We start from the raw sequence: 22977 nt of genomic DNA on the forward strand, positions 1-22977 counted from the left end.
AATGTTGAACGAACGCAAATTACGGCTTAGTCAATGATTTCCGTCAAAAACTTATGACTAAATCAAGACGGAGGGAACGTCGATGACGATCGTGGAAGGCAACAAGAAGCCCTGGGAAAGTTACTATGGCCCCAATATGGGATACGTACAGGAACAATATGAATTATTCACTCAAGACCCTGGTTCGGTTACACCGGCCTATCGTGAATTATTTGAACAATGGGGTGCACCGCCGATGTCTGGCAGGGATGCACGCACAACCTTGAATTCCGGCAATGCCCAATCGGCTTCCGGAAGCGTAGACATTCAACTATTACAGAAAGCGGTTACAGCGGGTAAACTGGTATGGAACATCCGTACCTATGGTCATCTTGCTGCAGATATAGATCCGCTTGGAATCAGTGAAGATACAGACACATCTTTGCTGGAACCTCAGCATTTTGAATTAAACGAAGAAGATCTGAAAGCTTTACCTGCTTCCCTGATCTGGGAAGGTGCAGATGGGCAGACAGCAACCGGATGGGATGCAATCCAACGCTTGCGTCAAATTTACACTGGACCTATGGCCTACGAATTCAGTCATGTGCACGAAGTTCAAGAGCGTGAGTGGCTGAATCGTCGTGCGGAATCTCGCACATCACCGGCTCCACTTACGCCGAAAGAACGTAAGGCTTTGCTGGAACGTTTGGTTGAAGTTGAGCAATTTGAAGATTATCTTCACAAAACATTTGTTGGGCAGAAACGTTTCTCCATCGAAGGTAACGATGTGCTTGTGCCGATGCTGGATGAAGCTGTTCGCATCATGGCAGAAGCCGGATCAAGCCACATTCTGATGGGTATGGCCCACCGTGGACGGTTAAATGTACTGGCTCATGTTTTGGGCAAACCGTACAGCAAAATTTTCTCTGAATTTCATCATGCTCCGAACAAAGATTTGGTTCCATCGGAAGGTTCGACTGGAATCAACTACGGTTGGACGGGGGATGTCAAATATCATATGGGTGCCAACCGTTTTGTAAAAGACGGGGAAACTGTACAGGCACGCCTTACTCTGGCGAATAACCCGAGCCATCTGGAATACGTTAATCCGGTTGTACAAGGGTTTGCACGTGCGGCTCAGGATGACCGTCGTGACCCTGGATATCCGAAGCAAGACGTGACGAAGGCAGCTACCATTTTGATGCACGGTGATGCAGCATTCCCTGGAGAAGGGATCGTTGCAGAGACGCTTAACTTCAAAGCTCTGCCAGGATATCAGAATGGTGGAACCATCCATATTATCGTCAACAATCGTCTGGGTTTCACTACAGATAGCAGTGATTCCCGTTCAACGTACTACGCAAGTGACCTTGCTAAAGGGTACGAGATTCCGATTGTACACGTGAATGCGGACAATCCGGATGCTTGTATTGCAGCCATTCGTATGGCAGCCGAGTATCGCAATCGTTTCAAAAAGGATTTCCTGATCGACTTGATCGGTTATCGTCGCTACGGCCATAACGAAACCGATGATCCCGAAACAACTCAACCTATCGTTTATGACAAGGTGAAAAACCATCCAACGGTAAGCCACTTGTATCAGGATCAGTTGAAAGAGGAATCGATTATCGATGATGCATCCATTACGAGCATTCGCGATGGAGTAACGAACAAATTAAAAGAAGCTTATGACCAGATGAAGAAAAATGAAGTACATGAATATTACCAACGGAAAATCAGTGAGCCGGAAGCTGTTACGATTACTCCGACTGCGGTACCACTGGAGAATCTGCGCAGCATTAATGCCGATCTGCTGAAATGGCCTGAGAACTTCAACGTGTATCCGAAGTTACAGCGGATTTTGCAACGCCGGAGCACTTCCCTGAACGAAGGGGAAAAAGTGGATTGGAGCCTTGCGGAGACACTCGCATTTGCAACCATTCTGGCAGAAGGTAAGCCAATTCGGATTAGTGGACAGGATGCCGAGCGCGCTACATTCGCTCATCGGAATCTGGTGTTGCACGATTCGGAGAATGGAGCAAAGTTCTGCCCATTACATCACTTGCCACAGGCAAGAGCATCCTTTGCAATCTATAACAGTCCGTTGTCGGAAGAATCCGTTGTTGGATTCGAATACGGATATAACGTATATTCACCAGATACACTGGTCATCTGGGAAGCTCAATTCGGTGACTTTGCCAATTGTGCACAGGTTATATTTGACCAGTTTGTATCAGCGGGTCGCGCCAAATGGTCTCAGAAATCCAGTCTGGTTATGTTGCTTCCACATGCGAATGAGGGTCAGGGACCTGAGCATACAAGTGCTCGTCTTGAACGCTTCCTGCAGCTTTGTGCAGAAGACAACATGACGGTTGCCAACTTGTCGAGTGCATCTCAGTACTTCCACTTGTTGCGTCGACAAGCTTCGTTGACTGAAACCGAAGATGCTCGTCCACTTGTGATGATGTCACCGAAAAGTCTCATTCGGAATCCGCGTGTTGCTTCACCGGCAGTCGAATTCAGTGAAGGCAAGTTTGAGCTTGTGCTGGAGCAAGCTGGACTGGGTACACAGCCGGATCGCGTAGAGCGCATTATTTTGTGCAGTGGCAAGATTGCCATTGACCTGGAAGATGCTTTTGAAAAAGATAAAGCAGATTGGTCATGGCTTCACATCATTCGCGTAGAACAGCTATATCCGTTCCCGGCAGAAGAGATCAAACGTATACTCGCACGTTTCAGCAATGTAAAAGAACTGGTATGGGTACAGGAAGAAAACAAAAACATGGGTGCCTGGACATACATGGAGCCTCGTCTTCGTGAAGTTGCTCCGGAAGGCACAACCGTTAGATACGAAGGTCGCCCGGAACACGCAAGTCCTTCCAGCGGTTATCAGCTTGTGCATAGTATGGAACAGCAACAGATTATTACATCTGCGTTGAAACAAACGACGAAGAATAATATTCCACTGGGGAGGTAACAGCTGTGAGTGAAATTAAAGTACCTGCAATGGGTGAGTCAATAACTGAGGGAACTGTATCCAGATGGATGGTTAAAGAAGGGGATACCGTTAATCAGGGTGATGTGCTTCTTGAACTGGAAACGGATAAAGTAAATATTGAAATCAGCGCAGAAGAAAGTGGCGTGCTGGAGAAGATCATTCGTCAGGAAGGAGAGACGGTCGAGATCGGTGAAACGATCGGTACACTCTCAGCTGGTTCTGGAGGAGGAAGCGGTGCACCCGCTTCCGAACCAGCAGCTGAAGAGAAAAAGGCCGTTACTCCTGCACCTGAAGCTCCAACACCACCACCAGCACCTGATGCGGCAGCACCTGAGTCATCCGATAGTGCCAAGACGGCTTCACCGTCTGCCCGTAAGCTTGCACGTGAACGTGGTATCGAGTTGGATCAGGTTCAGAGCAAAGATCCGATTGGACGGGTATACCAGGATGATGTGAAGAGCCATAACAATCAGGCGCCTGCTCCTGCTGCTCCACCTGCGAGTAAAGCTCCAGCAGCACCAAGTGCTCCGGCAGCTGGAAGTTCTACCTATACCAAACCGGTAGAGCGTCAACGCATGTCTCGTCGCCGTGCGACCATTGCCAAACGTTTGGTAGAGGCGCAGCAGACAGCAGCGATGTTGACTACGTTTAATGAAGTTGATATGACTGCGATCATGGATGTACGTAAACGCCGTAAGGACAAGTTCAAAGAGAAACATGAGATTAACCTGGGATTCATGTCCTTCTTCACTAAAGCGGTTGTGGGAGCTCTGAAAAAATTCCCTACAATTAACGCAGAGATTGATGGCGAAGATGTTGTTCTCAAAAAGTATTATGATATCGGCATTGCCGTATCAGCGAAGGAAGGACTGGTTGTACCGGTTGTACGTGATGCCGATCGTCTGGGCTTTGCCGAGATCGAGAAGAGTATTGCGGACCTGGCATCCAAAGCTCGTTCCAACACGCTGGCGTTATCTGATCTGCAAGGTGGAACGTTCACCATCACCAATGGTGGAACATTTGGTTCCTTGTTGTCTACGCCAATTCTGAATACGCCTCAAGTGGGTATTCTGGGGATGCATAAGATCCAACTTCGTCCAGTGGCGATTGATGCAGAACGGATGGAGAACCGTCCAATGATGTACATCGCGTTGTCCTACGATCACCGGATTATCGACGGTAGTGAAGCTGTTCGTTTCCTCGTGACCGTAAAAGAACTGCTTGAAGACCCGGAATCCCTGTTAATTGAAGGTTAGTCCATAAAGCTTGTTTATAGCTATTATTCATATCGCTTAACAAGAAACCCCTGAACTGGAGCGCGCAGCGTGAGCTGTACATCCGATTCAGGGGTTTCTTGTGGATTTTGGTATGTTGCCTCCGACTCTATTATATAGAGTCAGCCGTCTCAGCAGGGCTCACTGCATCGTCGTGTTCACTAGAGTTAGGTGTATTCCGCTCTAGCCAGTCTACAACGTGCTGAGCCACTTCTGTTCGGTTGATCTCATGCAGCATTTCATGGCGTCCATCCGGATACAAGCGATACTCAATATTCTCCAGCTGAAGCTTCTTATACTGGGAGACCAGATTAAGAACGCCTTTGCCATGAAGTCCGACAGGGTCCTTCTCACCTGAGAACAGGTAAACGGGTTTGTGTTTGGGTATGCGCTCCATATTGTGTGGAAGATGTACTTCAAGCAGCAATTTGAAGAAGTCGCGGAAAAAGCCTGCTGTACAGACTGCTCCGCACAGGGGATCATCAATGAATCGCTGAACCTCTTGTGAGTCCCGGGACAACCAATCAAATGGTGTCGTTGCAGGGCGGAAAGAGCGGTTAAATCCACCAAATACAATTGCGTTGAGCAGCATGCTGGGGTGGGTAGCACCCTGAATGCCGCACTGTAAGAAGGCCAGCTTCTCTCCAAATCGGAGCAGACCGCGTCTGCCGTTTGTCCCGGATAAAATAAAGGCATGGTACTGCTCATGACCAGCGTACATGAGATGTTGTACCAAGAATGAGCCCATGCTATGTCCCATTAGAAACATGGGCACCCCAGTATTCTCCTTGATGGCTACTTCGCCCAAATTGATCATATCACTCGCCATCCAGCGGAAGGCATCGATACCAGCATTACCAAGCAACTTGGCATTCTCCACAGTTTTGCCATGACCCCGATGGTCATTGGCATAGACCGCATAGCCATTTTGGGTAAGAATGCTGGCAAATTCTGCGTATCGGGCTGCCGTCTCGCCCATGCCATGTGCAATTTGCACTACACCTTTAACGTTGCATTCCGGATCGGGAAGCCAGCGGTACACATGAATACGGGTACCTTCACTAGCGACCAAGGCAAAGGTAGATTCCTGCATCTCGTGTAATTCCTCCTTCACAGGTTACATATAAGCTTGATTTATGGTAGATAAGAGCGAAGAACAGTGGTATTTCCATCTAATGTATAAGAACCCAGATTGGCTGGCAAGAGATAACATTGTCCAGCTTTCAATTCAATGTTGTCTGATTCAGCATGTGCCCACGAAAGTGTTCCTTTGCCTTCACAGACAACGAGAATCGTGAAGCTGTCAGGATTGGTGGAGAGTTCCCACCGTTCAGTTACAATCCCTTTTTCCACCACAAAATAAGGGCATTCCGCAAGCTTTAGCCATTCACCAGGAGTAGCGTTATTTGTTTTCATCGTTGAGGCACCTGCGCCCTCATAGGCGGTAACATTTAATGAGTCTTCAACATGCAACTCACGTGGTTTGCCATCCAGCCCTGGACGATTGTAATCGTAAATTCGGTACGTCGTATCCGAGTTTTGCTGAATCTCAGCGACAACGACACCTGCACAGAGCGCATGTACTGTTCCGGCAGGGATAAAGAACGTATCACCAGCTTCTACAGGTACCTGACGAAGGGTATCCATCACCGTTCCGTTTTCCAATGCTTCTTTTAATGTTGCCCGATCAACGCCTTCATTCAAGCCATAGATGATGTGTGCGCCCGGTTTTGCATCGAGTACATACCACATTTCTGTTTTGCCAAGCTCGCCAGGAGGAAGTGCCTCATACTCGTCTGTTGGATGAACCTGCACGGACAGGTCATCGTTGCAGTCAAGCAGCTTAATCAGAAGGGGGAAACGGCCGCCTTTTTCGGAAACGCCTTTGGTTCCAAGCCATTCGGTGCCGAGTTGTTCACGAACTTCATCCAGACCCTTGCCAGCTAGTGCTCCATTTAATACCTTGGTTGTACCGTTTGGATGATCCGCAATCATCCATCCTTCTCCGATATGTCCTTCAGGGGGCGTAAGGCCGAATTGCTCCAGCGCACGACCGCCCCATACACGTTCTTTGAATTCAGGTTGGAATTGTAATGGGTATGGCGTAGACATCAGTAATCTCTCCTCTAGTATATGAAATGGTGGATCGCTTTAATCAGTCATGGGCGTGTAATCGCCATGAACAAACAAGTGAATACGTTTGCATATGTAGATTTAGAACACAGATCGCAGGAAGAAAAAGCCGTTAATAGCTCGCTTTGCGATTGTGTCTAGTTTATTGTATTTGGTGAACAAAGGAAATTATTTTTTCTCGATTCCGATCAGAAAAGGAGAAGTTTCTCGCTGCAATTGGCGATACATCACAACCTGTGCCTGTTCCACCGGCAGGGCAGAGGACCATTCCAATACGGCTGCTGCTTCCTGTGCGCCTCCGTTATGACCAGGGTAAAGCACAACCGTAATGATTCCGCGAGGGCGTAATAAAGCGAGTGCAGCCTCGAGTGCAGCAATCGTGCTGTCAGTCTCGGTTATGATGGAGGAATCTGCACTTTCTGAAGGCAGGTACCCCAGATTGAACATAACTGCACCAACCGCACCAGGCCATGACTCAGGAACCGCTTCTGCCATTCGAGCATGGCTTAGTTGAAGCATGGAGATGGAGCCAAGTTTGGCTTCATCGTTTTGTTTTCGAATCCGGGCCTGTGCCAGCGTGAGGGCTTCACTTTGAATATCGAATCCAATGACTTGACCACGCCTGCCTACTTGTTGTGCCAAAAATAGTGTGTCTGCTCCTGTACCCACCGTTGCATCTATGGCCAGATCACCTGGCTGCAGACGGGAAGCAATCCACTGATGTGCACAGCTGAGAACTGAAAGAAAGCCCATCTATGCTCGCCTCCAATACTTACCTTGCCATGAATCCCGCTCTCGCAGCTCACGATCAATGGAGTTCAACACTTCCCATTTGTTCATGGACCACATCGGTCCAATCAACAGATCACGCGGTGCGTCGCCTGTAAGACGGTGTACGATCATTTCCGGTGGAAGCATCTCCAGTGTATCTACGATCAGTTTGATGTACTCGTCCTGATCCAAAAAACGTAAAAGACCGGCTTCGTATTGCTTCACCATTGGTGTTTTGCGCATCAGATGCAGCAGGTGAATCTTGATTCCCTGTACATCCATATTGGCAACTGCCCGTCCAGTGTCCAGCATCATCTCATGTGTCTCTTGAGGCAGACCATATATGATATGTGTGCACACACGTATATTCCGTTTGCGCAGTTTCTCAACCGCTTCTTCGTAACACTTTGTGTCGTGTGCACGATTAATCAATGTTGATGTGGAATCATGGATCGTTTGAAGGCCCATCTCAACCCACAGATAGGTGCGTTCGTTCAGTTCAGCCAAATAATCAACAACGTCATCTGGCAAACAATCCGGGCGAGTGGCGATGGACAAACCAACAACACCGGGTTGCTCAAGAATTTCTTCAAAATATTCGCGCAGCTCCTCAACCGGAGCATACGTATTCGTATAGGCTTGGAAGTAGCCAATATAATGCGCTGTAGGCCACTTGAGGTGCTGTTTATCTCGAATTGTATTGAATTGGGTGACCAGATCTTCACGTCTGCTGCCAGCAAAATCGCCTGATCCACGCGCACTGCAGAAGGTGCAACCACCTTTGGCAATGGAACCATCGCGGTTGGGACAGGTGAATCCAGCATCCAGCATCACTTTGAAAACCTTATTGTTAAATTGATCGCGCATCTCATAATTCCAGGTATGGAATCGTTTATCTCCCCACAACAGAGGGGGCTGTAATGCAGGTGCATTCATCTTCAGGGTACTCCTTTGGCTGTCGAATTACAGTAATCATACGTGAACAAAAGAAGAAGCGCTATGCGATTTCCGTCATAGACGATTGATAGCGATTTTAGGTGTCTTCATGAACTTTTATCATTGTATCAAAAAACTAAAAAAAAAGGGAATCGAAACGCAAAAATAGGCCGTAAAATCAAGGTTTTCTCCTTGCTATAGTTTACACCTTATGTTATATTTAAATCAGCGTCAGACACCATCTAATGGGTATTATTCATCATAGCATTTGAATCAACGTTGACGTCATGGACCATACTATACCGTGAGGTGATATGAATGAATTCCCAAGTTAAAAACAATGAATTGAATCATGTGTCTGTTGAATTGACGGCAGAAGAAGCACTGGCTTTAACAGGTGTTCGTTTTAATGGAAATCCGAAAGTGAAAGCGGCTGCAAGACAAAAAGTTCGCGATGCTTTCGAAAAGACATTTGATTTTTCACACCAAGATAAGGTAGACTATGAACTACTAAAGTAGTTGGACCCCAATTCCAAATAAATCGAAGAGGGAATCTTTGAGATTTGCCCAAAGTGGCAGATCCGAAGATTCCCTTTTCATTGCTCTTTACAATTTGCCAGTTCTTCGGCAAAATAAGTCTGAGACAAGTATGGGACAAACGGAGGAATAAAATGCGTTTACGTGGCAGAAAAGGGATAAGAGAAAATCTGGAGCAACAAATTGATCTTGTTGTACTGGACCCCAAGCAACATAAAGGAAAATGGTCTGAACTGTTTGGCAATGATCACCCGATCTTCGTGGAATTTGGTATGGGTAAAGGTCAATTTATCAGCCAAATGAGTTATAAATATCCGGAATTTAATTTCATCGGTATTGATATGTATGATGAACTGGTTCGTCGTGCCAGTGAGAAAGCTCGTAATGCGTGGAGTCAGGCTGATGTGGAGACACCTCCGAACCTGAAGCTTGCGTTGGCAAATATCGAACAGATCGAGGAAGTTTTTGAACCGGAAGAACTGGAGCGCATTTATTTGAACTTCAGCGATCCTTGGCCAAAAGCAAAGCATGCACGTCGTCGTTTGACGCACCCGCGATTCCTGAAGAAATACACGGAATTGCTTAATCCCAAAGGTCAGATTCATTTCAAAACCGATTCGGAGACGCTGTTTGATTTCTCGCTCAACGCCATTGCCGACTTCGGCCTGCAAATGACCAATATTTCTTTGAATCTGCATCGTGATGGATTGAATGAAGAACATGTGATGACCGAGTACGAGCAGAAATTCATGGGTAAAGGTATGAACATTCACCGCGTTGAAGTGATTGTGGGTGAAGAGGCCTTGCGTGAGTATCAGCAGACACGTTTGGACAAGTATAAAGTTCGTGAAGCTTCGGATGAGTCTGGCGAAGATCAGGAACACGAATAAATCGAAATCTAACTTATACTCATTAAAGAAGAGCGACACATGAGGTGAATGATTCATTCTCATAGGTCGCTCTTTTTTTTGCATTAACAATCGATATGCAATACTCCATCAACTCAAGTCTCGGATGATTTCAAAAGTTTTCTGAATGAAATTCTTTGCGGCGATAATCGTTTGGTGTAACCCCGTTGAACTTTTTGAACATGCGATAGAAATATGAACTGTTGGTGAATCCGGTTCTCTCGGCAATGTCGGCAACAGAGTTTTCTGTCTCCACCAGCAGATGCTGGGCCTTGGCTATGCGGGTTTCGTTAATCACGTCCGTGAGCCCTTTCAGGGTGAGCTGTTTGTAGAGCCTGCTTACATAAATGGGCGACATGCCCAACTCATCTGCGATAGAAGTTAGACATAGATTGGGGTCCGCATAGTCCCGCTCAATTATGCCATTGATTTTACGAATCAACTCTTCGTGCTTAAGCGTACGTTTCTCCTCAACTTTGGAACCAAGCTCATCAAACATCCGATAGAAGTGTTCATGTACTTCACTGATATCTTCCGCGTCTTTGACAGGCAGCATTAGACCATCCGAGACTGAATCAAGCGTGAGTTGATTATTCTTTTTAAGGGTATTTCGTACATGGTTCAGTGTCATCGTCAGATGGGATAAGGCTAGCTGGAAGACGGTAAAGGGATATGCGGCTGTTTCGCCGACGATATCTGCATAGACTTGTTTTGCTTCTCGCGTCTTACCTGTCATTAGATGATCGACAAGCTGTCTTTCCTTAGCTGCCGGAAATGCGTACTCCTTGGCGTGATAAGCCATGATGTCAGAGGTATAGATCAGACAGCCTGGTCCCATGAACAAACGATGCAGTGAAGCTTCGGCTGATCTGGTGTAAGATGCAATACTGTCTTCCAACGAATCTTCTTCCGTGCCGATCGTACAGGAGATGGAGCATTTCAGATGGGTCATTACAGCAGCCTGCATCATGCGCAGCAGCTCTTCGATCCGGTGATGAGCAGGTTGCCCAAGTTCATGGTTTTCCGCTTTTTCATTGAAGATGAGTGTGATCAGATCACCGCCCATGTCCACAGCTTCCGCATTGTAGTGGAGATCGGCTGTCTCGGTGCATATGTTCATCATGGCGTATTTTACAAGCTGGGTCTCGTCACGATACGTTTCGCAGAATTCGGTAAAATGGTCAATACGCAGCAATACCAGTCTGGATGCACGCTGAACATCAATGGAGGAACCATAGAACTTCATCCGTTCTTCCAGCATACCTCCAGTTACTGTTTCGCGGCCCTGCAGGGCCCCTCGTAGAAAATCCTGCCGTAACAAATGAAGACTGCCACGTCGCTCTGCTTCCATCACACGTAAACGAACAAGCACCTTATCAATAGGGTGATATAGTTTTCGGGACACAAGGTAAGAGAGCAGCAACCCTGCGAAGAGAAGTCCAACACAAAACAGAACGGTATGTGTGCGCATACTCCGTATATCTGAGGTAATCAGATCATAAGGTGTTATTCTCACATAACGCCAACCCAGGTCATCGGGAGCGGTATAGGTGATGAGAGATTTTTCTCCGTCGACCTTCTCGGTAAAGTAAGCTGACTGCTCCGTATCCTGCATAATTGGCTTCATAAAAGCTTCGCTGGAGAGATTTTTCATCAATGCACGGTCGCCAAAGTCAGATAAAAGGTCTCCATTCTCATTCACGATAAAGGTCTTGCCTGGTTGATCCACAGCGTTCATATTTGGACCGAGCCAATCATCCTTGATATTAACGATGACAGCATAGTTTAGCTTTGCGTTGTCATTGATCGTGTCATAACAGAGATAGGTGTAACTGTTAACCTCTGTTGCTTCGGTAGAGCCGACCTGATATGTACGCGGGATGGGAACAAAAGGTTTGTAGTCATGGAAGCGTTGGAGGATGCTTGTAATCCCCTGATCGTCGATCTCCGAGACGGACTGCTGCCCATTACGAACGTTGGAACTAATAAAGAATTCATTGCTTTTAGAGTTATATACATAGATGGATTCAATAAAGGGAAGGGACATACGGTAGTTGTCTAGCTGCTCCATCGCCGATGTGATCTCATAGATATTTGGTTTGGAATAGAGCAGTAATGAAGAGATGGTGTAGTCTTGATAAATCTGATATGACAATGATTTTGCAGTCTCAGTCATTTTCGCCACTTCACGGCTGGTTTGTGTAAGACTGTTCATATCTGTACGATACACCTGGCGAAGAGCAATCCGATTATAGTTGACGTACAAAATAGAAGAAGCCACAAGTAAGGTAGCGACCGTACTGATAATAATGCCGATCAGAATCCGTGTGAAGACCTTCTGACTGTCCTCTGAACGTTTACGCATTCTTCTTCCCCCTCAGACCTCCTGTTTTGGGTGAACAACGTAGAACTTCATATACATACGCTAGATTTCATATATGGATGAGCAGAAGAGCAAGAGTATCTTGAATTATATATTATGTATGCGTTTACATCAATGCTGGACAGGCCATTTTGCCTGTTTTCTCTACATAAAGTTCAACTTTCGCTGGATTGTTCACTAGGTGTAGCCTATGCACGATATCAACATTTGTGAACGGATGTGTGTGGATGTCTGTTCATTTCATGGTTCGTTCATTTTGTTCATAGTTCATTTCGCAGAATCGTTCATTTTCTGATGGGAAGCTTCAGTATTCGTGAGTGAAGAGAGCATCTACAATAAAAAGAGAGCTCCACCACGCAGCACCGCAAGAAATTCGGGAGGGATCGAGCCATGCTCAAAGAATTGAACAAAAACAAAATCATGTTTCTGATGCTGTTGCCCACGCTGATCTTTTTTCTGATTAACTCGTATTTTCCGATGGTCGGCATCTATTATGCGTTCACCCGGTATGATTTTGAAGGCGGATTATTTGGTAGTCCATTTGTCGGTCTGGAGAACTTTAAGTTCCTGTGGCAATCCGGAATGCTGCTGAAGCTCACAACCAACACTGTGGGTTACAATCTCGCTTTCATTATATTAGGAAACGGTCTGGCGATCTTCTGTGCGATCATGCTTAGCGAAATCCGGGGCAGGTTATTCAAAAAAATCACGCAATCCGTCATGTTCTTGCCGTATTTCATCTCATTTGTACTATTAAGTGTAATCGCTTACAACATGTTTAACTACGAGTCGGGTTTTGTGAACACGGTGCTCAAACGTTTTGAGGCCGGCCCGGTCGACATTTATAACACACCCTGGATCTGGGTGTTCCTGATCATCATCTTTTATCTATGGAAAAATCTTGGATACAGCATGGTCATCTATCTGGCCGCCATAACGGGTATCAGTGACGAGTATTATGAAGCTGCCCGAATCGACGGAGCCAATATATTTCAGCGGATCTGGTACATTACGGTACCGATGCTGAAGCCAACCTTTGTCATCCTGCTGTTGTTCTCGCTTGGCAGCATTATGAAGGGGCAGTTTGACCTGTTCTATCAACTGATCGGCAACAACGGGGTGCTGTACAATGCTACAGATATTATTGATACGTATGTGTATCGTTCACTGAAAGTAACATTTGATATCGGGATGGCAACGGCTGCTGGTCTGTATCAGTCCTTGTTTGGATTCATTTTGATCATGACCGTCAACTATATTATCCGCAAAGTCAATGAGGACTACGCCTTGTTCTAGAACGCCCGCAGGGCAGGAGGGAGAACGATCATGAACACGCCAATGAATACTCACACGCGTACGAATACGCGTCTCAGAGATTCGGAATTCACTTTCATGTTTCAACTGATTTCCTACAGCTTCATCATCATTTTATCAATCATGTGCTTGCTACCGTTTTTGCTGATTCTATCTGGTTCATTCAGCAGCAACGAGTCCATTGTGAGGGATGGTTACCACCTCTTTCCAACGGACTTTTCCCTGGAAGGTTACAAAATGGTGTTCAAATTCCCGACTCAGGTACTCAAGGCTTATGGGGTAACGGTCTTTACAACGGTGGTGGGGACTACGCTAGGGCTGTTCCTCATCACGATGGCCGGATTTGTGCTCCAGCGTAAGGACTTTAAATATCGGAACACGTTCTCGTTTTTTATCTACTTTACAACCCTGTTTGGTGGGGGACTTGTGCCTTGGTACATTATGCTGGCGAACTACTTCAATCTCACAGATACGTACACCGTACTGATTTTTCCGGGGTTGATGACGCCATTCCTCATTATCCTGATGAAAAACTTCATTCGCTCGGCTGTGCCGGATGAATTGATTGAGTCCGCCAAAATTGATGGAGCGAATGACTTCCGCATCTATTTCAGCATTGTGTTGAAACTGGCGATGCCTGGTATCGCAACCGTAGGTCTGTTTCTCGCGCTGGGTTACTGGAATGACTGGTTTACCTCATCCCTCTTCATTAACAACCCGGATATGTACCAACTGCAATTTTATCTCTACAACACGATGAACACGATTACATTCATTGACCAGATGGCGATTGGCACAGGGATCACACTCAGTCAGGATGTGCCTACCGAATCAACCAAGATGGCAATGGCTATCGTTGTAACGGGACCGATTTTGTTTCTGTATCCGTTTGTACAACGTTATTTTGTCAAAGGACTCACCATTGGTGCAGTGAAAGGTTAGAACGTGAGCACGCTGTGGGTATTAGGCCATTAACATCATTTCCGGTCTGAAACATGGCGAGTCTGCGCTAACATATAAAGGTTCACCACAAAAAGGGAGGATGCGTATGCGTAACAAAACAATTCGGCACCTGTCTCTGGTACTTGCCCTGATGTTGTTCGCCGGGGTACTTGCCGCATGTAATAACGGTTCGGGGGGATCGACGCAAGGAAGTGAGCAGGGAGGAACGTCCGAGAATAAAGGTGAGAAAGTAACACTTCAATTTTACATGCTTGGGGATGCTCCGAAAGATCTGCCTGTTATTGAATCCGAGATCAATAAGCTGGCTGAGGCTGATCTGAACGTCAATGTGAAATTTAACTACACCTCATGGACCGACTGGGATCAAAAATATAAACTGCTGCTGTCTTCCGGACAGCCGATCGATCTGATCTTCACAGCGGATTGGACATTCTACCAGTCCTATGCGAAGAAGGGCGCGTTCCTGCCACTGGATGAAATGCTGCCTACAGCAGCGCCAGCACTGAAAGCTCATGTACCTGATGACATGTGGAATGCTGTCAAAATCAATGACAAAATCTATACTGTTCCATCAACTTGGATTGAGTATGTAACCGAGGGGATTGCTTACCGTGAGGACTTGCGTGAGAAGTACAATCTTCCGAAACCGGAATCCTTGGAGACGCTCGAAGCGTATCTGGAGGGCATCAAAGCCAACGAACCCAATATGATTCCGATTGCGGATAGCAATGCCAACCATACCCATGGTATTCGTCAATTGACATCCAAGCTGGTTAATACAGCAGGTCAACTTCCATATGGACTGGATATTATGTATGACTCACCATCAACTGTGACGTCTTACTGGGGATCCGCGCAACACCTGGAAGACCTGAAAACATACAAACGTTGGATGGACAAAGGATTTTTCCCGAAAAACGTACTGAATGTAAAGGATACTTCTAACTCATTGCTGCAAAATGGAAAAGCGGCTGTTGTTCTTTCCGGGGAGAACCCGAACAAATTTAATGCAGATGTAATCAAGGTGCAGTCTACGCATCCAGATTGGAAACTGGCTTATTTCCCATACCCGAATGCGAAAGGGTTTGCACAACCGGTTCACCCGATCCACAATGGTTTTGCGATTCCGCGTAGCAGTAAAAACCCGGAAAAAGCATTGGCATTTTATGAGAAACTGGTGACAGACAAACGATATAATTGGTTAACTGAATATGGCGTGGAGGGCAAAAACTTCGAGGTGGACAATGGATACTACAAAATGGTAGGCGATGCACAAACAAATGGCTTCCCGCGTGAGGGCATGAATGGTTGGGCATGGCGTAATCCGGAATACATGCTCTATGACAAAACTTTTGATGACGTGCTGACCATGTTTGAAGATCTCGACAAAATCAAAAAGCCTGATATTTATACCGGATTTGCTGAAGACTGGACACCGTACCAAGCCGAGAAGGCTGCATTGGAACAAGTAGAAAAGCAATATTTGTATCCGCTTAATGTAGGTTTGGTGGCAGACGTAGAGGCTGGATTGAACACATTTATGGAGAAGGCTAAACAAGCAGGATTGGAAAAAATTCAGGCAGAATACACCAAGCAGTGGCAGGAGTACTTGAAGTCAGCAGGCATTCAATAGTTTGTACTTTCCTTCATAAAGAAAAGGTGCCTTCAAATTCGAAGGCACCTTTTCAATGTGGTTGCAGGCTTGTTTGAAGCCGTTGGTTAGAGGCATGATTTGACGAAGAATGCGGGAAGCGACATCCTATTGGGATAAATTCATAAACGGGCCTCTTCTGCGGATGAAGGACGAACGTCCTCCAGCAGATCGATAATACTTTGAGCGCTCTGCATTGGATGAACCTTGGCGATTTCCGCCAAATGACGTTTGCGTTTACGTACAACATCCGGGTAGTGATGCAACAGCTTGTTCATCCATTTAACCACTACGTCGGGCGAAGTTATGGGTTCTCCCAACCCTCTTGCCGTAAAATAATGGACGTTTTCTTCTTCCTGACCAGGTATAGGGTTGTGGAACAACATGGGAATTCCTTTGGCCAAGCCTTCACTGCATGTCATTCCCCCAGGTTTGGTAATCAGAAGGTCGGATACTTCCATTAATTTGTCCACTTCGTTGGTGTATCCCATAATGTGAATGTTTTCTTTGCGATACATGGGGTTCTGTTCCATGCTGATCCGTGCTTTATCATTGCGACCCAGACAAAAAATGATCTGAATATCTTCATGCCAGCGTGTCAGCAGCGGATGGACCAGCTTGTCGCTGAGCATTCCCCAACCGCCGCCCATCACCAGTACAGTAGGCATGTTCTTGAGGTTAAATCTGCTTCGGATCTCTTCTCGCCCGGGATGCTCCCAGAAATTTGGATGCACCGGAATGCCCGTGACTCGAATGTTGTCTGTAGGTACGCCTCGTAGCATTAGTTTGGACTTAACCTCATCTGAAGAAACCAGATAAAGGTCTACTTCACGGTTAATCCACGTCCCATGTGCATCATAGTCGGTGATGACTGTGCATAGGGGAACCTGTACACCCAGACGCTTCAGTCTGGATATGACAGCACTTGGAATCGGATGTGTACAGACGATCGCATCGGGACGTAACTGGCGCACAACGCTGCGTGTGTGTGTATAGAACAGTTTATGCAACGCCAGTGTGGTCAGCCTGTTCAATGATTTTTTATATTGGTGTCTGTATACGTATCCGAAAAGTTTGGGTTGGTTGGTAACCGTTTTTTTGTATGCTGTTATAATCAGAGGTGCAACCTTTGGATTTAAGAAACTTCCCAGTTCAAGCACTTTTGTCTGCACGTCTGGCGAGAGCTTTCGCAAATTGCTGGACAGTGCATAGGCGGCTTGAGTATGACCCGTACCAAAGCCTTCAGATAATAGTAATACTCTTTTTTTCTCCACGCTTACTTCACCTGTTCCTGCTAGGTTTTTCTGAGTCTAACATATCGGCTTTAAGACCAGAATGCAACTGTTGCAAGTGCGACTAAAGTACCTATTGTGGCACCCGCCAGAACATCAGAAGGATAGTGTAACCCCAGATAAATTCGAGAGAATCCGACAATAAGGGCTACAGGCAACAATATTAGCAATAAGATCGGATCAGTGGTCATAAAGGGAACCGTGACCGAAAAAATGGCAGTCGTGTGCCCTGAAGGAAACGAGTGATCCGTCAGGGGATTACGGAACGTAATTGTATCCGGCAAGGCCAGGTAAGGTCGAATGCGGGGATACAATTTTTTCGCGATGGCTACAGGGATGTGGCTGACCGCAAGGGCGATACATGCCTGGAGTCCTGTTGTGCTCCATGGAGCTGGAGCAAGCAGCCAGATTAACAGTGATATTGCAATAGAAGAAGTTGCTCCACCCAGATGGGTGAAATAATACAGCCAAAAATTCATAAAACGATTATGAAGTCGGCCGTTGATCCACATAAAAACATTTCGATCATAATCTTGAAACTTTAAGAATAAACGGCTCATATTGGCCTCCTGCCAGTCAGGCCGCCCGTAATGGCGGCATTATTTCCGGTGATTTTCTGCATCCGGTTTCGTCCTGATTAGTATATAACCGTTTTTCATGAACTTGAGGTTATTTCAGGTATATGTTTATCATATTTTTAAATGTTGTCCTTTTCAAGAAGAACCCATGTAAAGAACGTGAAATTCATGTTAAAGAGTGGATATATACCCATCTTAACTTTTTGACTTGGGTCAGCCAAAAAAGATACAATGATTCAACATGGCTGAAATGAGGTAAAAAAATGTGAGTTCTGTTTCAAACTTTTTGAGGTCTGTTTGCGTTATTTGTTATAGAGCCTCTGACGAAGAATAACATGCTGATGAAAAAAGCAGGGACTTTAGAAATAAAAATCAAGTAAACGGCTGAAAATAAGATATAACAGGCATGAATGCGAGGTTGTGCTATCACGAAGTGTCTATTCAGCGCTTAAAGATCACATTTCTGCTTCAGAAAGTGGAATTGGGGTTTTGACAAATGACTGAAAAGGATACAGAATCGATAAAGCAGCCAACTGATAGCAACCAAGCTTTGAAACATTGCCTGATATAATCACGTAGTACACAAAAGAACAGGGTCATATTCTGCAGATCAAAAAAAAATAAATTGCAGAATCAGGAAGAGAAATGCTTGAGTAAACTGGGTTTTGAAAAAAAGGGGGTAACAGAGAACGATGTTGGACGCTATATTCGTCACGATGCAGGTCATTCTGGCACTGCTAGCCGTGTACCAATTCACGTTTTCGCTGTTCGGTCTGATTAAGAAAAAGAAAAAGAAACATTATCCGGCGACAAAATCATTCGCTGTACTCGTCGCAGCACACAATGAGGAACAAGTCATTGGTGCCTTGATGGAGAACTTGAAACAACTTGATTATCCGGAAGATCTGTACGATGTGTTTGTCATCTGTGACAACTGTACGGATGGAACGGCTCAAATTGTCAGAGAGCATGGATTAAACGCCTGTGTACGTACCAATGCCGATTTAAGAGGTAAAGGGTATGCCATCGAATGGATGCTTAAGTACCTGTGGAAATTGCCGCGTCAGTATGACGCAGTTGTTATGTTTGACGCGGATAACCTGGTTGACCGTAACTTCTTGCTTGAGATGAATGATGACTTGAACAATGGTTCGCGTGTTATCCAAGGATACATTGATACGAAAAATCCGGAGGATTCCTGGATTACTGCAGCTTACGGAGTATCTTACTGGTACATCAACCGTCTGTGGCAGTTGTCTCGTCATAACTTGAATATGGCGAATTTCCTCGGAGGAACCGGAATGTGCTTTGAGACCAACCTGCTGAAGGAAATTGGTTGGGGTGCAACAAGTCTGGTTGAAGATCTGGAGTTTACGATGCGCAGTGTGCAACGTAATGTGTATCCTGTTTTCAACTATGACGCCAAAGTATTTGATGAGAAGCCATTGACATTTAAAGCTTCAGCGAGACAACGTCTGCGCTGGATGCAAGGTCACTTTACAGTTGCGCGTAGATACTTCTTCCCGCTGCTATGGCAGTCCATTAAGGAAAGAAGCCTGGTGAAATTTGACCTTGCTATCTATGGAGCCAATGTCTATGTGGTATTGCTTACGTTCCTGATGACGGCTGTGATGTGGGTAGATATGGCTATATTCAGTGGTCCGCACATTGCTAATATTTATGGATACTTCCCGTTATGGGTTGGGTTCGTGGCTATTGGTTTGAACATTCTGACGTTCCTACTGTCCATGGCGCTGGAGAAGGTTACCTTTGCCAAAGTTTATCTATATCTGATTTTGTTCCCGATCTACCTGCTGTCTTGGTACCCGATTACGTTCTACGCTTTCTTTACGCAGAACAACAAACAGTGGAGCCACACTCAACATACACGTGTTGTACGGTTGGATGAGGTGCAGAGCAAACAAGGGTAAGGAACATGCATATGAGACTTTGTCGACATCTGATATAACAAATGTATAATTTACAAAAAAAAGTTGTGAAGAATGTTGACAATGTGTTTTATGGGTGATATAGTATTCAAGTGCCTTAAAACGAATAGAAATGGAATCACAAGCAGAAGCCCGACTTCTCACCTGATCAACAAACATGTTGGCTGGTCAACGATCCCAATAATTTATGAAGTGTATACTCATGAAGAATTGTGTTGATTACAGGGATGTCGGTAGCTTGACCGGCATCCCTTTTATTTTTGTTTAACTGGATATTCAAAATGACCTGGAGGTGGACGATTATTAGTAAAGATCACATGATTAATGATGAGATTCGGGCGAAGGAAGTACGCCTTGTCGGAGCTGAAGGAGAACAAATTGGGATTACGCCCATTCGCGAAGCACTGCAAATGGCGATTGACCTGAATTTGGATCTGGTCAATGTGGCACCACAGGCTAAACCGCCGGTGTGTCGTATTATGGACTATGGCAAATTCCGCTATGAGCAACAAAAGAAAGATAAAGAAGCCCGTAAGAACCAGAAAATTGTTGATATTAAAGAAGTATGGTTCCGTTCCAATATTGAGGAGCACGATTATCAAACGAAGCTTCGTAATGTAGTTAAGTTTTTGAACGAAGGCGACAAAGTGAAATGTTCTGTTCGTTATCGCGGACGTGAAATTGCACATGCCGCGATTGGTCAACGGATTTTGGAGCGCGTTAAGGTAGAAGTTGCAGAACTTTGTACTGTTGAACGTCAACCAAAATTGGAAGGCCGCAGTATGATCATGATCTTGGCTCCTAAAGCCTGATAACATTGGAGGAGGAAACACAAAATGCCTAAAATGAAAACACACAGCAGTTTGAAAGGACGCTTCAAAATTACCGGTTCTGGTAAGGTCCTTCGTTACAAAGCTCACAAAAACCACTTGCTTTCCCACAAATCTAAACGTGCTAAGCGCGTTCTGAACGGTAACCCAGTTATGGCTGCCGGGGATGTTAGACGTTTGAAACAAGGTTTGGCTAACTTGAAAGGCTAATTCTAATTAGTACATTCCGTATGGGGGATCGGCTACGGCCGTACACATACCACGGATACATTTATATTTATTTGGGAGGTTCTTTAATATGGCAAGAGTAAAAGGCGGTTTTGTAGTACGTCGTCGTCATAAAAAGGTTTTGAAACTGGCAAGAGGTTATTTCGGTTCCAAACACCGTATTTTTAAAACAGCTAACGAGCAAGTAATGAAATCCCTGGTATACGCATACCGTGACCGTCGCAACACGAAACGTAACTTCCGCAGACTGTGGATCGTTCGTATCAATGCTGCAGCACGTATGAATGGTTTGTCTTACAACAAACTGATCCATGGTTTGAAACTTGCTGGAGTAGACATGAACCGCAAAATGTTGGCTGATCTGGCCGTTAACGACATCAATGCGTTCAACTCTTTGGCTACTGTAGCTAAAGGCAAAATCAACGCTTAAATTGTATGATACAAGCCGCCGTACCTATATGGCGGCTTTTTTTACGGCTTGGAAGAAATCCGAAGCCCAATCTCTGAAAGAGTAGGCGAATAGGCTATGGTCTGGAAGGGAACAATGAAACCAGATAACTGGTTGAATAACAGACCATGGCGATACATAAAATACGAACGGTGAAATAATACAAAAGAAAACAGGTAAATTCCACTTAGCACTAAAGTTCACGATATGTTTTTGTTATATAACATCACATCGTTGTAACGTTAGTGTGTTAAAACGCTAAATTATTAAGCGTTTTCAATAAAAAAAGAACAAAAATATGTGATATTTGGTGATGAAACATCTGGATTTTAACACTGGTTGATTGTATAATCACCTCTAGTAGGCTAGTCCTAGATTTTTCTCTCCATGTCATAATGTTCGGTTTTTCGACAGATGATAGGATGCTTCAAGGGTGAGAATGCGCTTTTAATGTCGAAGAAACCATACATTCTGCATAAAAGTCATTCCTGCTATCTGTTAACCGTTCAATTGTAGGCTGGATTGGAATGAGGGATATATCATTAAGGGGGAAAAAGAGAAATGAAAAAGATGCTCAGCTTGTCTTTGGTAATGTTGCTGGCGGTATCGGTTATGCTCGCAGGTTGCGGTAGCAAACCGAAAGAAGAAACAAATGCCGGAGGAGATACAGGTGGCACATCCACTGAAGCGAAATCCGACCTCAAAATCGGTATGGTTACTGACGTAGGTGGAGTTAATGACAAATCCTTTAACCAATCCGCTTGGGAAGCTCTGCAAGCGACTGAAACAGAAACAGGTGCTGCTGTTAAATACCTGCAAAGTAAATCCGATGAAGAATACATTCCTAACTTGAACGAATTCGTTAAAGGTGGATATGATCTGACTTGGGGTATCGGTTTCCAATTGGCTGATGCAATCAAAACGGTTGCTGAGCAAAACCCTGATGCTAAACTCGCGATCATCGACAGTGTTGTTGATGCTCCTAACGTTAAATCCGTAACATTTGCTGAAGAAGAAGGATCTTACTTGGTTGGTGTTGTAGCTGGTCTGACAACAAAATCCAACAAAATTGGTTTTGTAGGCGGTATGGAAAGCCCACTGATCAAAAAGTTTGAAGTAGGATTCAGAGAAGGTGTTAAAGCAGTTAACCCTGATGCTCAATTCATTTCTAACTACACAGGTGCATTTGATAAACCTGACTTGGGTAAAGCAGCAGCAGCAACACTTTACAATGAAGGCGTAGATATTATCTTCCACGCTTCTGGCGCAACAGGTAACGGTGTGTTTAACGAAGCAAGTGCTCGTAAGAAGCAAGGTCAAGATGTATGGGTTATCGGTGTAGACAAAGACCAATCTCTTGAGTTTGGTGATGAGATCACTTTGACTTCCATGATTAAAAAAGTTGACGAAGCCGTTAAGCGCGTTAACAAAGAAGTAGTTGATGGTACATTTGCTGGCGGTTCCGAGAACCTGACTTTGAAAGAAAACGGCGTAGGTATTGCTGATACCTCTACTGCCAATGTATCTGCTGATACACTTGCAAAAGTGGAAGAGTACAAAGAAAAAATCATCAGCGGCGAAATCAAAGTTCCTACGGAGTAAATTTTATCTTAGTCGCAAATGAATAATCATTGGGGCCGGTCTTGACCGGCCTTATGATTGCAAGAACAGGAACATTTGATCAAGTCATCATAACAATTGTACAAGGTCACTGTGCACCAACGCTCCGGTAGGAGCTTTTCTTAAGATAATGGAATTGATATGTTCTTAATGAGCTGAACCATTCGATTGTCGCAAGAAAAACT

The 22977-nt window shown here is 45.1% G+C and carries 19 protein-coding genes; 12 read left to right on the plus strand and 7 right to left on the minus strand.

Translation table 11 applies throughout. The features are described from left to right. Nucleotides 1-82: 82 nt before the first annotated feature. Nucleotides 83-2956, plus strand: a complete 2874-nt coding sequence (locus V6669_RS08565; RefSeq protein ID WP_338592837.1) for a 2-oxoglutarate dehydrogenase E1 component — start codon at nt 83-85, stop codon at nt 2954-2956. A gap of 5 nt (nt 2957-2961) precedes the next feature. Beyond that, nucleotides 2962-4233, plus strand: a complete 1272-nt coding sequence (gene odhB, locus V6669_RS08570) for a 2-oxoglutarate dehydrogenase complex dihydrolipoyllysine-residue succinyltransferase (protein ID WP_338592839.1) — start codon at nt 2962-2964, stop codon at nt 4231-4233. 130 nt (nt 4234-4363) lie between these two features. On the opposite strand, the gene V6669_RS08575 is transcribed toward odhB, so the two are convergent. From V6669_RS08575 to V6669_RS08590, 4 genes are all read right to left on the minus strand, one after another. Then, on the minus strand, nt 4364-5344 hold the full coding sequence (locus tag V6669_RS08575) for an alpha/beta hydrolase (RefSeq protein WP_338592842.1): 981 nt from the start codon (nt 5342-5344) through the stop codon (nt 4364-4366). 41 nt (nt 5345-5385) lie between these two features. Further along, nucleotides 5386-6363, minus strand: coding sequence for a type I phosphomannose isomerase catalytic subunit (locus V6669_RS08580; RefSeq protein ID WP_338592845.1), 978 nt, complete (start codon nt 6361-6363; stop codon nt 5386-5388). A 189-nt stretch (nt 6364-6552) separates the two neighbouring features. Beyond that, nucleotides 6553-7137: a class I SAM-dependent methyltransferase gene (locus V6669_RS08585; RefSeq protein ID WP_338592847.1), complete on the minus strand. Its 585-nt coding sequence runs from the start codon at nt 7135-7137 to the stop codon at nt 6553-6555. Continuing rightward, the gene (locus V6669_RS08590) at nt 7138-8091 is read right to left on the minus strand and encodes a TIGR01212 family radical SAM protein (RefSeq protein WP_076330245.1); all 954 of its coding nucleotides are present in this window, start codon (nt 8089-8091) and stop codon (nt 7138-7140) included. A gap of 318 nt (nt 8092-8409) precedes the next feature. Between V6669_RS08590 and V6669_RS08595 the strand changes: the two genes are divergently transcribed. Beyond that, nucleotides 8410-8610, plus strand: a complete 201-nt coding sequence (locus V6669_RS08595) for a hypothetical protein (protein WP_036610190.1) — start codon at nt 8410-8412, stop codon at nt 8608-8610. Between the two features lie 152 nt (nt 8611-8762). Beyond that, entirely contained in the window at nt 8763-9518 is a 756-nt protein-coding gene (gene trmB / locus V6669_RS08600) for a tRNA (guanosine(46)-N7)-methyltransferase TrmB (protein ID WP_338592856.1), read from the plus strand. A 130-nt stretch (nt 9519-9648) separates the two neighbouring features. On the opposite strand, the gene V6669_RS08605 is transcribed toward trmB, so the two are convergent. Further along, complete coding sequence (locus tag V6669_RS08605) at nt 9649-11901, minus strand: helix-turn-helix domain-containing protein (protein WP_338592859.1); 2253 nt, start codon at nt 11899-11901, stop codon at nt 9649-9651. Nucleotides 11902-12309: 408 nt separating this feature from the next. On the opposite strand from V6669_RS08605, the gene V6669_RS08610 reads away from it, so the two are divergent. The 3 genes from V6669_RS08610 to V6669_RS08620 all read left to right on the plus strand — a co-directional run bounded on the left by V6669_RS08610 (nt 12310) and on the right by V6669_RS08620 (nt 15829). Continuing rightward, a complete protein-coding gene (locus V6669_RS08610) occupies nt 12310-13215 on the plus strand; it encodes an ABC transporter permease subunit (RefSeq protein WP_017689672.1) in 906 nt (301 codons plus the stop codon). Nucleotides 13216-13245: 30 nt separating this feature from the next. Continuing rightward, nucleotides 13246-14175: a carbohydrate ABC transporter permease gene (locus V6669_RS08615; protein WP_081745926.1), complete on the plus strand. Its 930-nt coding sequence runs from the start codon at nt 13246-13248 to the stop codon at nt 14173-14175. Between the two features lie 106 nt (nt 14176-14281). Then, nucleotides 14282-15829 carry an extracellular solute-binding protein gene (locus V6669_RS08620; protein ID WP_338592864.1) on the plus strand — a complete coding sequence of 516 codons (1548 nt, stop codon included), beginning with the start codon at nt 14282-14284 and terminating at the stop codon, nt 15827-15829. Nucleotides 15830-15969: 140 nt separating this feature from the next. Here the strand turns inward: V6669_RS08620 and V6669_RS08625 are convergent, their stop codons facing one another. Both V6669_RS08625 and V6669_RS08630 read right to left on the minus strand, forming a co-directional pair. Beyond that, complete coding sequence (locus V6669_RS08625) at nt 15970-17121, minus strand: glycosyltransferase (RefSeq protein WP_338592867.1); 1152 nt, start codon at nt 17119-17121, stop codon at nt 15970-15972. A 50-nt stretch (nt 17122-17171) separates the two neighbouring features. After that, nucleotides 17172-17699 (minus strand): phosphatase PAP2 family protein, encoded by a 528-nt coding sequence (locus tag V6669_RS08630; RefSeq protein ID WP_017689668.1) that lies wholly within the window; start codon nt 17697-17699, stop codon nt 17172-17174. Between the two features lie 710 nt (nt 17700-18409). Here V6669_RS08630 and V6669_RS08635 point away from each other — a divergent pair. From V6669_RS08635 to V6669_RS08655, 5 genes are all read left to right on the plus strand, one after another. Beyond that, the gene (locus tag V6669_RS08635) at nt 18410-19648 is read left to right on the plus strand and encodes a glycosyltransferase family 2 protein (protein WP_036610177.1); all 1239 of its coding nucleotides are present in this window, start codon (nt 18410-18412) and stop codon (nt 19646-19648) included. A 335-nt stretch (nt 19649-19983) separates the two neighbouring features. After that, a complete protein-coding gene (gene infC, locus V6669_RS08640) occupies nt 19984-20478 on the plus strand; it encodes a translation initiation factor IF-3 (protein WP_017689666.1) in 495 nt (164 codons plus the stop codon). Between the two features lie 24 nt (nt 20479-20502). Then, nucleotides 20503-20706: a 50S ribosomal protein L35 gene (gene rpmI, locus V6669_RS08645; RefSeq protein ID WP_017689665.1), complete on the plus strand. Its 204-nt coding sequence runs from the start codon at nt 20503-20505 to the stop codon at nt 20704-20706. A gap of 88 nt (nt 20707-20794) precedes the next feature. Beyond that, nucleotides 20795-21154, plus strand: a complete 360-nt coding sequence (rplT, locus tag V6669_RS08650; RefSeq protein ID WP_017689664.1) for a 50S ribosomal protein L20 — start codon at nt 20795-20797, stop codon at nt 21152-21154. A 579-nt stretch (nt 21155-21733) separates the two neighbouring features. Then, nucleotides 21734-22774: a BMP family ABC transporter substrate-binding protein gene (locus V6669_RS08655; protein WP_338592870.1), complete on the plus strand. Its 1041-nt coding sequence runs from the start codon at nt 21734-21736 to the stop codon at nt 22772-22774. Nucleotides 22775-22977: the final 203 nt, after the last annotated feature.

Origin of the sequence: Paenibacillus sp. Y5S-9 (assembly GCF_036894235.1) — a bacterium.
Lineage (GTDB): Bacteria > Bacillota > Bacilli > Paenibacillales > Paenibacillaceae > Paenibacillus.

Coding starts and splice junctions, on each gene's coding strand:
- V6669_RS08580 (WP_338592845.1), bottom strand. CDS start 6,363: ATGTCTACGCCATACCCATTACAATTCCAACCTGAATTCAAAGAACGT.
- rpmI (WP_017689665.1), top strand. CDS start 20,503: ATGCCTAAAATGAAAACACACAGCAGTTTGAAAGGACGCTTCAAAATT.
- V6669_RS08585 (WP_338592847.1), bottom strand. CDS start 7,137: ATGGGCTTTCTTTCAGTTCTCAGCTGTGCACATCAGTGGATTGCTTCC.
- V6669_RS08610 (WP_017689672.1), top strand. CDS start 12,310: ATGCTCAAAGAATTGAACAAAAACAAAATCATGTTTCTGATGCTGTTG.
- V6669_RS08630 (WP_017689668.1), bottom strand. CDS start 17,699: ATGAGCCGTTTATTCTTAAAGTTTCAAGATTATGATCGAAATGTTTTT.
- V6669_RS08590 (WP_076330245.1), bottom strand. CDS start 8,091: ATGAATGCACCTGCATTACAGCCCCCTCTGTTGTGGGGAGATAAACGA.
- V6669_RS08615 (WP_081745926.1), top strand. CDS start 13,246: ATGAACACGCCAATGAATACTCACACGCGTACGAATACGCGTCTCAGA.
- trmB (WP_338592856.1), top strand. CDS start 8,763: ATGCGTTTACGTGGCAGAAAAGGGATAAGAGAAAATCTGGAGCAACAA.
- V6669_RS08635 (WP_036610177.1), top strand. CDS start 18,410: ATGTTGGACGCTATATTCGTCACGATGCAGGTCATTCTGGCACTGCTA.
- V6669_RS08575 (WP_338592842.1), bottom strand. CDS start 5,344: ATGCAGGAATCTACCTTTGCCTTGGTCGCTAGTGAAGGTACCCGTATT.
- rplT (WP_017689664.1), top strand. CDS start 20,795: ATGGCAAGAGTAAAAGGCGGTTTTGTAGTACGTCGTCGTCATAAAAAG.
- V6669_RS08595 (WP_036610190.1), top strand. CDS start 8,410: ATGAATTCCCAAGTTAAAAACAATGAATTGAATCATGTGTCTGTTGAA.
- infC (WP_017689666.1), top strand. CDS start 19,984: ATGATTAATGATGAGATTCGGGCGAAGGAAGTACGCCTTGTCGGAGCT.
- V6669_RS08620 (WP_338592864.1), top strand. CDS start 14,282: ATGCGTAACAAAACAATTCGGCACCTGTCTCTGGTACTTGCCCTGATG.
- V6669_RS08565 (WP_338592837.1), top strand. CDS start 83: ATGACGATCGTGGAAGGCAACAAGAAGCCCTGGGAAAGTTACTATGGC.
- V6669_RS08605 (WP_338592859.1), bottom strand. CDS start 11,901: ATGCGTAAACGTTCAGAGGACAGTCAGAAGGTCTTCACACGGATTCTG.
- V6669_RS08655 (WP_338592870.1), top strand. CDS start 21,734: ATGAAAAAGATGCTCAGCTTGTCTTTGGTAATGTTGCTGGCGGTATCG.